The organism is Aeromonas sp. S16(2024) (assembly GCF_041403065.1).
Lineage (GTDB): Bacteria > Pseudomonadota > Gammaproteobacteria > Enterobacterales > Aeromonadaceae > Aeromonas.
The window spans coordinates 1-12,461 of sequence record NZ_JBGLQX010000032.1; the positions used below are offsets into that span (position 1 = coordinate 1).

Consider the following 12,461-nt stretch of genomic DNA (forward strand, 5'->3'; position numbering starts at 1 on the left):
AACCGAAGTTGTCTTGGTCACTTCACCAGACATTGAAAATCAACAAAATTGTTTGATGTTCGATGCTGTGAGTGCCCACACAGATTGCTTGATTCAAATTGTTAAAGAGCGACGCAACAGTGTGTTGCTGCGGGAGTGGAATTCTACTCAACCGCCTTCTCGAGTCAAGCCTTATTTTCAAAGGCTTTCGAGGTTATCGACCAGGTTGTTTGCGTTGCCGCTTGCCCTGTCGATGGAGGCGCATTATAGGGAGCTGAAACTTTCTGGCAAGCCCATTTTTGCAAAAAGTGGCAATAAATCTTCAAAAATAGGCCTTTCTCTAGTTATTCATAGCCAACCACAGCTTTTGTACAAACTTATCCACAGAAACGGGCTCGGGATTGCTAGAATGGCCAGAAAATTGAGGAGGCCAAGATGGACTTGCGACTGAGATCCTATAAAGGAAAACGCCCGCAACTGGGCAAGCGGGTATATGTGGACCCCTGCGCCACCCTGGTGGGAGACATAGTGCTCGACGACGATGCCAGCATCTGGCCCCTGGTGGCAGCACGGGGGGATGTGAACAATATCCGTATCGGCGCCCGCAGCAATGTGCAGGACGGCACAGTTCTGCACCTCAGCCGCAGGAGCGCAGCCAATCCCGACGGTTATCCCCTGCTGATCGGGGAAGACGTCACCGTGGGCCACAAGGCCATGCTGCACGGCTGCACCATAGGCAACCGGGTGCTAGTCGGCATGGGGGCCATACTGCTGGATGGGGTGGTCGTCGAGGATGATGTGATGATAGGCGCCGGCTCTCTGGTTCCACCGGGCAAGCGGCTCGCATCCGGCTTCCTCTATATGGGGAACCCAGTCAAGCAGGCGCGGCCGCTCAAGCCGGCAGAGATTGCCTTTCTGAAGACCTCGGCCGACAACTACGTCTTGCTCAAGGATGAGTATCTGCAAGAGGCTTGAGGCAGACAGAGAACGGAAACAAGAAGCCCGGCATGCGCCGGGCTTCTCTGCTTATATAGCTAGCCAATCACTGTGGTCAGGATCAATGGGCCTGATCCCAGTTGTCGCCGGTTCCGGCTTCCACCACCAGCGGCACATACAGCTCGGCCGCCGCTGACATCTTCTCCTTGATGAGGGCGATGTACTCCTCCAGCTTCTCTTCGCGGATCTCGAACACCAGTTCATCGTGAACCTGCATCAGCATGTGGATGGAGCCATCGGTAATGCCCCGGATCCAGCCATCGACGGCGATCATGGCGCGCTTGATGATGTCGGCGGCCGTGCCCTGCATGGGAGCGTTGATCGCCGCCCGCTCGGCGCCCTTGCGCAGGCCGGCGTTGCGGGACTTGATGTCCGGCAGGTAGAGGCGACGGCCGAACAGGGTCTCGACGTAGCCCTGGGCTTCCGCCTGCTGGCGGGTGCGCTCCATGTACTCCAGCACGCCCGGGTAGCGCTCGAAGTAGAGATCCATGTACTTCTGCGCCTCGGCACGGCCTATCCCCAGCTGCTTGGCCAGACCGAAGGCACTCATGCCATAGATGAGGCCGAAGTTGATCGCCTTGGCGCTGCGGCGCATGTCGGTGGTCACCGCCTCGAGCGCCACGCCGAACACCTCGGCGGCGGTCGCCTTGTGGATATCCTTGCCCTCGGCAAAGGCGGTCAGCAGCCCCTTGTCACCGGAGAGGTGCGCCATGATGCGCAGCTCGATCTGGGAGTAATCCGCCGCCACCAGCTTGTAACCGGCGCTCGGGATGAAGGCCTGCCGGATCCGGCGCCCCTGCTCGTTGCGCACCGGGATGTTCTGCAGGTTGGGATCGGTCGAGGAGAGCCGGCCGGTCGCCGCCACCGCCTGATGGTAGGAGGTGTGCACCCGCCCGGTCTGGGGCTTGATCATCAGCGGCAGCTTGTCGGTATAGGTGGACTTGAGCTTGGCCAGGCCACGGTGCTCCATCAGGAGGCGCGGCAGCTCATAGGTCTCCGCCAATTCCGCCAGCACCTCTTCGGCGGTGGACGGGGCGCCCTTGGGGGTCTTCTTGAGGATGGGTAGCCCCAGCTTGACGAACAGTATCTCGCCGAGCTGCTTGGGCGAGGATAGGTTGAACTCCTGCCCGGCCAGCTCGTGCGCCTGCCGCTCCAGCTCCGCCAGACGTACTTCGATCTCCTGGCTCTGCTGGTGCAGCAACTTGGGATCTATGGTGGTCCCGAGTAGTTCCATCCGTGCCAGCACCGGCAGCAGGGGCAGTTCGATCTCGGTGAACACCTTGGCAAGCGTAGGCTGTTTGCTCAGTTCGCCCCACAGTGTCTGGTGCAGACGCAGGGTGATGTCGGCATCTTCCGCCGCATAAGGCGCGGCCTGCTCCAGTTCGATCTGGTTGAAGGTGAGCTGCTTGGCCCCCTTGCCGGCGATATCCTCGAAGGAGATGGTGTCGACCCCGAGGTACTTGCTGGCCAGGGAGTCCATGTCGTGGCGGCTGGCGGTGGAGTTGAGCACATAGGATTCGAGCATGGTGTCGAAGGCGATGCCCTGCAGATCGATGCCGTGGTTCTGCAGCACGTTGCGATCGTACTTGAGGTTCTGCCCCACCTTGAGGCGGGCCGGATCTTCCAGCAGCGGCTTGAGCTTGCCCAGCACCTGCTGTTCGGTCAGCTGGGTTGGCGCCCCCAGATAGTCGTGGCCGAAGGGAACATAGGCCGCCTTGCCCGGCTCGATGGCGAACGACACGCCGACCACTCGCGCCTCCATATAGTCGAGACTGGTGGTTTCGGTGTCGAAGGCAAACAGGGGTGCCGCTTGCAACTGTGCCAGCCAGCCGTCGAACTCGGCTTCGTCCAGAATGCAGCTGTAGTCGGTCTCGATGGCGGCAACAGGGGCTGCAGCGTCATCAGCGACCTCTTCCTTCCCGGCGCTCTCTTCGCCACCGGACTCCAGCTCCTTGATCAGGTTGCGCAGTTCGTACTCACGGTAGACCGCCAGCAGGGACTCCTTGTCGATCGGGCCCAGCAGCAGCTCTTCGAGACTCTGCTCCAGCTCGACGTCGGTCTTGATGGTCGCCAACTGGTAAGAGAGGCGAACCTGATCCTCCTGCTCGCGGAATTTGTCGGCAAACGTCTTGGAACCACGGAAGCCCAGGGCGGCGACCTTGTCGAGGTTGGCGGCGATCTGATCGATGCTGCCTATCCCCTGCAACAGCGCCTGGGCCGTCTTCTCGCCCACCCCTGCCATGCCGGGAATGTTGTCCACCTTGTCCCCCATCAGGGCCAGGTAGTCGATGATGAGCTCGGGGGGCACGCCGAACTTCTCGATCACCCCTTCCCGATCGGTCTTCACATCCTTCATGGTATCGATCAGGGTGACATGGTCGGAGACCAGCTGCGCCATGTCCTTGTCGCCGGTGCTGATGAGCACGGGCAGTTGTTTCTCGGTCGCCTGGCGGGCGAGCGTGCCGATCACGTCGTCGGCCTCGACCCCTTCGACCATCAGGAAGGGGAAGCCCATCGCCTTGATCATCTGGTGAATGGGGGCAACCTGGCTGCGCAGATCGTCTGGCATGCTGGCGCGGGTCGCCTTGTACTCGGGGTAGATGTCGTCACGGAAGGTCTTGCCCTTGGCGTCGAACACCACGGCCACATGGCTGTCGGGGTATTGTTTGCGCAGGCTGCGCATCATGTTGGCCATCACCCGGACGGCGCCGCTTGGCAAACCGGTCGATGTGCGCAGATCGGCCTGCTGGGAGGCGAAGAAGGCGCGGTAAAGATATGAAGAGCCGTCGACCAAGATAAGGGGATTGCTAGGGGCCATGAAATCGTCCTGCCAGGAATAAACAGTCGCTAGGATGCCACAGGGCCCGCGGCACACCAAGGGGCTGGCCGCCTCCCATTGGTACCATTAAGCGACCCCTTCCCTGTGGATAACTCTGTGCTCAAAAATGGACTCATGGCTTCGACATGGTGGCAAAGTTGTGGATTAAAAACAAAAAACACATACAAAACAGTGCATTGAGATCGTAAAAACAAACCATGATGCCTTCATCATGATCTCGATCAATGTGGAAAAAAATTCAAGGGGGTCAACGAGGCAGGATCCAAAACGAAACAATCCTAGCACAGCAAGATGACTTGACCAGTGGAGGCCGAACGATAACCATACAAAAGTACAACAATCGACCCTGGCTCACATTTTCAACAACGAGGAGTCTGCCATGAAAAAAGTTGCCGTGATCTTGAGTGGCTGTGGCGTGTTTGATGGCGCCGAGATCCATGAAGCCGTCATCAGCCTGCTGGCACTGGCCCGTCAGGGCGCCACCGTCCAGTGCTTCGCGCCCGACGTGCCTCAATTGCACGTCATCAACCACCTGACCGGCGAGGTGAGCGAGGGGGAGAGCCGCAACGTCCTGGTCGAGGCTGCCCGTATCTGCCGCGGCCAGATCAGGAATGTGGCCGAGCTGGACGCGGCCGATTTCGATGCCTTGCTGGTGCCCGGCGGCTTTGGCGCCGCCAAGAATCTGTGCGACTTCGCCGTTCAGGGCGCCAACTGCCAGATCCAGCCCGATGTGCTGAAAGCTTGCCAAAGCTTTGCCGAAGCCCGTAAACCGGCGGCCTATATCTGCATAGCACCGGCCATGATCCCCCTCATCTATGGCGCCGGCACCCTGGCCACCATAGGCCATGACGAGGGCGCCGCCAATGCCATCGAGGCCATGGGGGGCAGCCATCTCAACTGCCCGGTCAGCGAGTTCGTGGTGGATCAGGAACGCAAGGTGATCTCGACCCCGGCCTACATGCTGGCGCAGAACATCGTCGAGGCCGCCGACGGCATAGAGAAGACGGTCAGGCAGTTGCTGGCCCTGTGATCCCCTCCCCTGCCAAAACAAGCGGGCCGCTCAAGGAGCGGCCCGCTTTCATTCCAGTCAGTCAAGACGGGATCAGATGGCATCGCCCATCTGGTCCATCTTGCCCAGCAGGGCGCGCAGACGTTCCTGCCAGGCAACGTGCTCGTTACGCAGTTGATGGTTCTCGTCTTGCAGCTTGTTGTTCTGCTCTTTCAGCTCGTCCAGCTCCATTTTCAGCAGAGAGATGTTGTCGACGGCGGATTGTACTTTGGATTCGAGTTGCTCAAGGACTTCTAGTGACATATGCATACCTGTATGTTCAATTGCGATGCCCCACAGGGGGCGATTCAAGCGCGTGAAGCCAGCATACCCTGATGCGCTCGGCACAAACAAGCCAGCGCGCTGCAAAATGCGCCCTCCGTGCCGGTATTGCTTAAATATGCGTCGGTTTTTCTCGCAGGCGGCAGGAACCGCGATCCGGGACGCCCGCCGCGGCGTCACGGCCCCCTGCTAACAGCCTCCTCTCCCACCGCCAATGTCAGCCATGCAGGGCGGTGAAGCCCCCCATCAGCAGACAGGCCACCCCGTACATCAGCAGCCCGTAGAGCAGGTTCCAGCGCAGCAACAGCCCGGCGCTCAGGTTGTAGCGGGAGGCCAGCGCCAGGTTGGAGCCGGACAACGGGCTGGTGCCGGTGGCGAGCCCCCATCCCAGCAGGAAGCACATGCCGAGCAGGCTGGGATCCGGTGACAGCGGCCACAGCAAGGGGGCCACCCCCGAGATGCTGATGAGGGGGTGCACGCCTATGATGGCGACCAGGAAGATGAGCAGCAGGGTGAGGGATGCCTCAAGCCAGCCGAAGTGGTTGAACAGCGGCAGGCCGTGACCCGCACCGAAGTCGATGACAGAGAGGGCGCTGTTGATGCCGGCAGCCAGCAGGCCAGCCCCGAGAAACAGCACCAGCTGGCCGCCGATGGCGGGGAAACGCTCCACCACCTGCCGCTTGAGGGCCGCCCCGCGCCCCTGGCTTGGCATGAAGAGCAGTGCCAGCAAGGGGGCCACCAGCGCGATCACCGCCAGAATGCTGAGCCCGGGCCAGAAACGGTGGATCAGCAGCACCAGCAGCGCCAGGGTCACCGGCAACCCCAGGGTCTGCAACCTCAGGGGATAGCCTTCGAAGCCCGCCACCCCGAGCCGCTCCACCTGCCAGGCAGTCAGACCCATGGCCAGCAGGGCGGCAAGGATGCCAAACGGCAAAATCTGGGAGAGCTGCAGGCCGGGGGCGTAAGTGAGCGCCACCGCCATGGCGACGAAGAAGGGTGACCAGAAGGCCGCGGCGCAGAAGATCCGGCTCAGCACCATGACCTGGCGCCGCTCAAGGGTACCGTTGCGCTCCAGCCGATCGCCGATGATGAAGAGCACCGAGAGGTTGATGACGGCGCCGAGCAGATTGAGGCTGGCCATGGTGCTCCACAACCCCTTGCGCCCGGACCAGGAGGCGGTGCCTGTCAGCAGACCCGAGGTGGCGAGGTTGAGGGTGCTGACGGCGGCAAACATGGTGAGCATGTTGATGTTGGGCAGCAGCCAGTCTCCGGGGCTGAGGCTGGCGCCGCGCCACCAGGAGAAGATCAGCAGCAGCAACGCCGCCCCGTAGAGCGCCAGCGCCTGACGACGGGCGGCGCCCACCAGCCAGGGCCAGGTGAGCAGGGAGGCGGCCCAGGCCGCGACGGCGGCCGGCCAGGGGGAGAATCCCAGATAGAGGTGCAGCAGGTTGAGCAGCCACATCCCCAGGATCAGATAGCCTGACCAGCGCTTGACCATACAGCGGCCTCGGTCAGGGGATCAGAGGCACTGATCCATATCCAGCGAAGGCTTGTCGCACTCCGGGCGGCCCACTATCTTGGCCGGTACGCCCGCCACTGTGGTGTGCGGCGGCACCGGGTTGATCACCACGCTGCCGGCACCTATCTTGGCGCCCATCCCCACTTCGATATTGCCGAGCACCTTGGCGCCCGCCCCTATCATGACCCCTTCGCGGATCTTGGGGTGGCGATCGCCGCTCTCCTTACCGGTGCCCCCCAGGGTCACGCTCTGCAGGATGGAGACATCGTCCTCGATCACCGCCGTCTCGCCGACCACTATGCCGGTGGCATGGTCAAACATGATGCCCTTGCCGATCCGCGCCGCCGGGTGCACATCGACCCCGAACACCACCGAAATCTGGTTTTGCAGGTAGAGCGCCAGCGAGCGACGCCCCTGGCGCCACAGCCAGTTGGCGACCCGATAGCCTTGCAGGGCATGAAAGCCCTTGAGGTAGAGCAGCGGGGTGGAGAAGAGATCGACCGCAGGGTCACGCTCCTGCACGGCGCAGATGTCGGCCGCCACTGCCGCCAGCAACTCGGGCTCGCTGCGCAGGGCCAGCTCGATCACCTCGCGCAGGGCGATGGCAGGCATGGTAGCGCTGTCGAGCTTGTTGGCGAGCTGGAAGCTGAGGGCCGAGCGCAGATCGCTGTGGTTGAGAATGGTGGAATGAAAGAAGCTGGCCAGCATGGGCTCTTCGGTCACCATGCATGCCGCTTCTCGCTCAATTTTTTGCCAGGTTTTGGCAACCAGATCATCCATGTTGCAGCCTACTGTTGTTCAGGGTGAGTGCCTTGTTGTTCTTTTGTCAGCACCGAGATGGGGTCCATGTGGATGATCACATCCATCCGCTCAAAGGACTGGCGGACCGCCAGTTCAGCCTCGTCGGCTATCTGATGGGCCTTGACCAGGGGGAGCTGATCGTCAAGCTCCAGATGCAACTGCACGAAGCGGGTCGGTCCGGATTGACGGGTGCGCAGATCATGTACGCCATGCACCCCCTCTACGGCACAGCAGAGCGCCATTATTCTCGCTTGTTCTTCCTCTGGCAACTGACGATCGAGCAGGGCCTGTACCGATTCGTAGCCGATCTGGACGGCTCCCCACACCAGGAACAGACCGATCAGGATGGCGAACAGGCCATCGGCCCAGTACCACCCCTGCCCCGCCAGCACCAGTGCCACCAGGACACCGGCATTGAGCAGCAAGTCAGAGCGGTAGTGCAGCATGTCGGCCTTGATGGCCACGCTGTTGGTCTTGCGAATGACCAGGCTCTGGAAGCTGACCAGCAGCAGGGTCAGCAGGATGGAGCCGGCACTGACCCAGATCCCCGCCTCGAGCCGCACCACGGGGACCTGGTTCAGCATCGACGAGATGCCGTGCATCATCAGCAGCAGGGCAGAGCCCGAGATGAAGGCCGACTGGATCAGACCCGCCAGGGACTCCGCCTTGCCGTGGCCGAAGCGGTGCTCCTCATCGGCCGGCGCCAGCGCGTAGCGAATGGCCAGCAGGTTGATGATGGAGGCGCTCACATCCATGAAGGAGTCGGTGAGGGATGCCAGCAGGCTGGAAGAGTCCGTCATCAACCAGGCGATCAGCTTGCCCAGGATCAGCAGGGTGGCGGTGACGACCGCCGCCGTGCTGGCCAGGGTGACCCAGCGGGAATAGTGTTGGTGGCTCAAAACCGGCTTTCCTCTGACGCGTAAAAACTTATTATACCCTGACCCGAACGTCAGTTTGGCGCGCAAAATCAACGGAGTGACCCCGAATGAACAAAATACTCCTGGTCGACGACGATCTCGAACTGACCCAGCTGCTCACCGAAATCCTGACCCTGGAAGGATTTGAGGTCACCGTCGCCGAGGATGGGGAGGAAGGGCTGCTGCGACTGGCAGAGCAGGCATTCGATCTGGTGCTGCTGGACGTCATGATGCCCAGACTCAACGGGTTCGCCATGCTGACCAGGCTGCGCAAGACCCACGACACCCCTGTGCTGATGCTGACCGCCCGGGGCGACAGCCAGGACAGGGTCAACGGGCTCGAAGCGGGGGCCGATGACTATCTGGCCAAGCCGTTCGACGACAGAGAGCTGCTGGCGCGGGTGCGCGCCATCTTGCGCCGCACCCAGACCCCCTCCCCCCAGCGCGGCACCTCCGACGAGCTGCGCTTCATGGATCTGGTGCTGCAACCCGGCCTGCAACAGGCTCGCTGCGACGATCAGCTGCTGGAGCTCACCGCCACCGAGTTCGGCCTGCTGGAGTGCCTGCTGCGCAACCCGGGCCAGATCGTCAGCAAGAACCTGTTGTCAGAACAGGTGCTTGGCAAGAAGCTCGAGCCCTTCGATCGGGCCATCGACATGCACCTGAGCAACCTGCGCAAGAAGCTGCCTGAGCGCAGCGATGGCCAGCCCCGCTTCAAGACGGTGCGTGGCCGAGGCTACCTCTGGCTGGAACAGGCATGAGAACGGCCCGCTCCTTCAATGGCCTCTCCACCCAGATCTTCCTCTGGTTCTGGTTCATGCTGCTGCTCGTGCTGGCCGCCGTGGTGACACTGCCCACCCTGGATCCCCGCAACACCATACCCCTGCCCGAGCACGAGATGGCCAGGATGAACAACAACCTGCGGGCGCTGCAGGCCGGTGCCGATCCGCACCAGGATTTCGATCTGCAGCAGGCCATCACGACGGCCGGGCTGTTGCCGGTGGACAACGTCTACCTGCGCGACGCCAAGGGCCAGATGCAATCCACCACCCGGCTGAGCAAGTTCGTCATCCGCTTCATGCTGGATGCCGACGACCCGGCCAAGCCCATGCTGGGCAGCGAACACCAGCGGGCCATCGCCGGCCCCTTCCTGATGCAGCACCACGGCCAGAGCTATCACGTCTACTTCGGGCTCAACGTCGAGAACTCCTATCTGTTCCTGTTCATCCAGATCCTGGATCACCCCATCCAGATCCTGGGCATCGCCATGCTGGTCAGCACCCCCCTCTGCCTGCTGCTGGCCTGGCGGCTGACCCGCCCCATACTGCAGTTGCAGCAGTCTGTCTCCCAGCTGGCGCAGGGCAAGCTGGAGACGCGGATCCCCAACCTGGGACGGCGGGACGAGATAGGTCAGCTGGCGGATCATGTCAGCCACATGGTGGACACCCTCAAGCGCATGATCCAGAAGCAGAAGCAGCTGCTGTCAGACATCTCCCACGAGCTGCGCAGCCCCCTCACCCGCATTCAGCTGGCGCAGGCCTTGATCCGCCGCAAGCAGGGGGACAGCTCGGAGCTGGCGCGGATCGAGAGCGAAATCGCCAGGCTCGACAAGCTGATCGGGGATCTGCTGGATCTGTCCCGGGTCCAGCAGCATGTGGAGGCCCCGGTGACCCTGCCCCTGGCGGATCTGCTGGAGCCCATACTGGACGACGCCATGTTCGAGGCCAACCAGAACGGCAAGCAGCTCAGGCTGCCACCGCTGCCGACCGAGTCGCTGCGGATGTGGCCCGAGCTGCTGGCGAGGGCCCTGGAGAACCCGCTGCGCAATGCGCTCAAATATGCCCGCGAGTTCATCAAGGTGGATTGGTATCAGGAGGGACGGGAGTGGGTAATGACCATCAGGGATGACGGCCCCGGCGTGCCGGTGGAGCAGCAGCCCATGCTGTTTCTGCCCTTCTTCCGGGTGGACGATGCCCGCAACGCCAAGACAGGGGGCACAGGGCTCGGTCTCGCCATCGCCGCCGAGGCGATCCAGCGCCATGGCGGCACCATCAAGGCCAGCAGCAATCACCCGACCGGGCTCGTCATCACCATACGCCTGCCCATGGTGTGAGCCACCCCTTTTCATCGGCACGGGCGCTGGGTATGCTGGCGCCCGTTTCGCACCACCCCAGCCCTGCATCAGGATCCCGCCATGCTCGACATAGTGCTCTATCAACCGGAAATACCGCCCAACACCGGCAACATCATCCGCCTCTGCGCCAACACCGGCTACCGGCTGCACCTGATAGAGCCCCTGGGTTTCGCCTGGGATGACAAGCGGGTGAAGCGGGCCGGACTCGACTATCACGAGTTTGCCGAGGTGAAGCGCTGGCCGAGCTATGAGGCTTTCATCGCGGCCGTGGCCCCCAAGCGGGTGTTCGCCTGCACCACCAAGGGGCGCACCGCTCACTCGGCAGCGCAGTTCGCCCCGGGGGATGCGTTGCTGTTCGGGCCTGAGAGTCGCGGATTGCCGGCGGAGATCATAGAGAGCCTGCCGTTCGAGCAGCGGCTGCGCATTCCCATGTTGCCCCAGAGCCGCAGCATGAATCTGGCCAACGCGGTCGCTGTCTTCGTCTACGAAAGCTGGCGCCAGTTTGGTTATGAGGGATCCCTCTAGCCTCCGTCGGTACTGCGCCCCTCAGCGGCGATGCCGACCATGAGACCCCGTCAGGCGGGTTCCCGGCCTTGACCCAGCAGGCGGCCATCGCGCTCCAGTTGCCAGCATAGCCAGCCCAGGGTCAGACCTCGCCCTGTCATCAGCGCCGCCATGGCGGCCCACAAGGCCGCCACGCCCCATCCCTGGCACAGCCACCAGACTGGGAAGAAGCCGGCAAACACCGCCACCAGCATGCTGTTGCGCATCTCGCGAGCCCGGGTGGCCCCGATGAAGACCCCATCCAGCAGGAAGCACCAGACCGCCAGCAAAGGCATGGCGATGAGCCAGGGCAGTTGGCGGTTTGCCTCGGCGATCACCGCAGGGATATCGGTGATATGGGCGATGAGCTGCCGCCCTCCCAGGGCAAACCCCAGGGCGAAGGCGATCGCGATCAGCAAGGCCCAACCCAGGTTGAGGACTATGGCCTCCCGCAGCCCCTGCCTGTCCCGCCGTCCTATGGCGCGCCCCACCATGGCTTCCACCGCGTAGGCAAAGCCATCCAGCCCGTAGGAGATCAGCATCAGGAAGTTGAGCAGCACCGCATTGGCGGCCACCGCCACGTCCCCCAGCCTGGCTCCCTGCAGGGTCATGAAGGCGAAACAGAGCTGCAGGCAGAGGGAGCGGATGAAGATGTCCCGATTCAGGCCGAGCAGCCGCAGCACCGCGGGCCATTGCCACCAGCGCGACCAGGCCTCCTGCCACACCCTGGCCGGGAGATGGCGCAGGCGGCGGCTCACCAGCCAGAGCCCTACCCCGAGCGAGCTGTAGTCCGCCAGCAGGGAGGCGGCAGCCACCCCCCTGACCTGCCAGCCCAGCCCCAGCACGAACCAGGCATCCAGCACCATGTTGACCAGGTTGCTCAGGATCAGCAGCAACATGGGGCTGCGCGCATCCTGCATACCCAGCAGCCAGCCCATGATGACCAGGTTGCACAGGGCCGCCGGAGCGCTCCAGATCCGCACCGAGACATAGTCTCCGGCATAGCTCTGCACCTCGGGGGATCCCCCGCTGAGCCCTATGATGGCCGGCAAGAAAGGCAGCACCAGCAACAGCAGGGCAAGCCCCAGCCCGACGGCGAGACCGAGCGCCCGTGCCAGGGTGTCCAGCTGCCCCTCGGCGCTGGCGGCGCCGTGAGCCTGGGCGGTCAGGCCAGTAGTCGACATGCGCAGGAAGCCGAGCAGCCAGAAGAGGAGGTTGATGAGGGTCGCCCCGACCGAGACGCCTCCGAGGAACCAGGCCTGACCGAGATGACCGATCACCCAGGTGTCCACCAGGCCGAGCAAGGGGGTGGTGACGTTGGAGAACACCATGGGCAGGGCCAGGGCAAACACGGCCCGGTGGCGGCGAGGATCCCTCAGCCAGGACGGCATCAAGCTAAGCAC

Annotated in this window: 12 protein-coding genes; 6 read left to right on the forward strand and 6 right to left on the reverse strand. The window is 62.8% G+C overall.

Features of this window, described 5'->3' with window-relative positions:
- Nucleotides 1-430, forward strand: a 430-nt coding sequence (locus tag ACB030_RS18345) for a hypothetical protein (protein WP_371161809.1), incomplete at its 5' end; no start/stop codon positions are given.
- On the forward strand, nt 415-954 hold the full coding sequence (locus ACB030_RS18350; RefSeq protein WP_371161811.1) for a gamma carbonic anhydrase family protein: 540 nt from the start codon (nt 415-417) through the stop codon (nt 952-954). The genes ACB030_RS18345 and ACB030_RS18350, both read left to right, overlap by 16 nt.
- 82 nt (nt 955-1,036) lie before the next feature.
- Here the strand turns inward: ACB030_RS18350 and polA are convergent, their stop codons facing one another.
- Nucleotides 1,037-3,793, reverse strand: coding sequence for a DNA polymerase I (polA, locus tag ACB030_RS18355; RefSeq protein ID WP_371161813.1), 2,757 nt, complete (start codon nt 3,791-3,793; stop codon nt 1,037-1,039).
- Between the two features lie 400 nt (nt 3,794-4,193).
- Here polA and elbB point away from each other — a divergent pair, with 400 nt between their 5' ends.
- Nucleotides 4,194-4,844 (forward strand): isoprenoid biosynthesis glyoxalase ElbB, encoded by a 651-nt coding sequence (elbB, locus tag ACB030_RS18360; RefSeq protein ID WP_139437769.1) that lies wholly within the window; start codon nt 4,194-4,196, stop codon nt 4,842-4,844.
- 72 nt (nt 4,845-4,916) lie between these two features.
- On the opposite strand, the gene ACB030_RS18365 is transcribed toward elbB, so the two are convergent.
- The 4 genes from ACB030_RS18365 to ACB030_RS18380 form a co-directional block, all read right to left on the reverse strand.
- Nucleotides 4,917-5,126 carry a cell division protein ZapB gene (locus ACB030_RS18365; protein WP_025325277.1) on the reverse strand — a complete coding sequence of 70 codons (210 nt, stop codon included), beginning with the start codon at nt 5,124-5,126 and terminating at the stop codon, nt 4,917-4,919.
- Nucleotides 5,127-5,361: 235 nt separating this feature from the next.
- A complete protein-coding gene (locus ACB030_RS18370; protein ID WP_371161816.1) occupies nt 5,362-6,642 on the reverse strand; it encodes a hypothetical protein in 1,281 nt (426 codons plus the stop codon).
- A gap of 21 nt (nt 6,643-6,663) precedes the next feature.
- Nucleotides 6,664-7,443 carry a serine O-acetyltransferase gene (gene cysE, locus ACB030_RS18375; RefSeq protein WP_371161818.1) on the reverse strand — a complete coding sequence of 260 codons (780 nt, stop codon included), beginning with the start codon at nt 7,441-7,443 and terminating at the stop codon, nt 6,664-6,666.
- An 8-nt stretch (nt 7,444-7,451) separates the two neighbouring features.
- On the reverse strand, nt 7,452-8,363 hold the full coding sequence (locus tag ACB030_RS18380; protein WP_205642766.1) for a cation diffusion facilitator family transporter: 912 nt from the start codon (nt 8,361-8,363) through the stop codon (nt 7,452-7,454).
- An 86-nt stretch (nt 8,364-8,449) separates the two neighbouring features.
- Here ACB030_RS18380 and ACB030_RS18385 point away from each other — a divergent pair, with 86 nt between their 5' ends.
- The 3 genes from ACB030_RS18385 (at nt 8,450) to trmL (ending at nt 11,040) form a co-directional block, all read left to right on the forward strand.
- Nucleotides 8,450-9,142: a response regulator gene (locus tag ACB030_RS18385; protein ID WP_371161821.1), complete on the forward strand. Its 693-nt coding sequence runs from the start codon at nt 8,450-8,452 to the stop codon at nt 9,140-9,142.
- Nucleotides 9,139-10,494: an ATP-binding protein gene (locus ACB030_RS18390; RefSeq protein ID WP_371161823.1), complete on the forward strand. Its 1,356-nt coding sequence runs from the start codon at nt 9,139-9,141 to the stop codon at nt 10,492-10,494. Before ACB030_RS18385 ends, ACB030_RS18390 begins: the two co-directional genes overlap by 4 nt.
- 81 nt (nt 10,495-10,575) lie before the next feature.
- Nucleotides 10,576-11,040 (forward strand): tRNA (uridine(34)/cytosine(34)/5-carboxymethylaminomethyluridine(34)-2'-O)-methyltransferase TrmL, encoded by a 465-nt coding sequence (gene trmL, locus ACB030_RS18395; protein WP_205642769.1) that lies wholly within the window; start codon nt 10,576-10,578, stop codon nt 11,038-11,040.
- A 50-nt stretch (nt 11,041-11,090) separates the two neighbouring features.
- On the opposite strand, the gene ACB030_RS18400 is transcribed toward trmL, so the two are convergent.
- Complete coding sequence (locus ACB030_RS18400; protein ID WP_371161825.1) at nt 11,091-12,449, reverse strand: MATE family efflux transporter; 1,359 nt, start codon at nt 12,447-12,449, stop codon at nt 11,091-11,093.
- Nucleotides 12,450-12,461 lie beyond the last annotated feature (12 nt).

Excerpts from the sequence above, each read along its gene's own strand:
- ACB030_RS18400 (WP_371161825.1), bottom strand. The coding sequence starts at position 12,449 with ATGCCGTCCTGGCTGAGGGATCCTCGCCGCCACCGGGCCGTGTTTGCC.
- cysE (WP_371161818.1), bottom strand. The coding sequence starts at position 7,443 with ATGGATGATCTGGTTGCCAAAACCTGGCAAAAAATTGAGCGAGAAGCG.
- ACB030_RS18385 (WP_371161821.1), top strand. The coding sequence starts at position 8,450 with ATGAACAAAATACTCCTGGTCGACGACGATCTCGAACTGACCCAGCTG.
- ACB030_RS18390 (WP_371161823.1), top strand. The coding sequence starts at position 9,139 with ATGAGAACGGCCCGCTCCTTCAATGGCCTCTCCACCCAGATCTTCCTC.
- ACB030_RS18370 (WP_371161816.1), bottom strand. The coding sequence starts at position 6,642 with ATGGTCAAGCGCTGGTCAGGCTATCTGATCCTGGGGATGTGGCTGCTC.
- trmL (WP_205642769.1), top strand. The coding sequence starts at position 10,576 with ATGCTCGACATAGTGCTCTATCAACCGGAAATACCGCCCAACACCGGC.
- elbB (WP_139437769.1), top strand. The coding sequence starts at position 4,194 with ATGAAAAAAGTTGCCGTGATCTTGAGTGGCTGTGGCGTGTTTGATGGC.
- ACB030_RS18350 (WP_371161811.1), top strand. The coding sequence starts at position 415 with ATGGACTTGCGACTGAGATCCTATAAAGGAAAACGCCCGCAACTGGGC.
- ACB030_RS18365 (WP_025325277.1), bottom strand. The coding sequence starts at position 5,126 with ATGTCACTAGAAGTCCTTGAGCAACTCGAATCCAAAGTACAATCCGCC.
- polA (WP_371161813.1), bottom strand. The coding sequence starts at position 3,793 with ATGGCCCCTAGCAATCCCCTTATCTTGGTCGACGGCTCTTCATATCTT.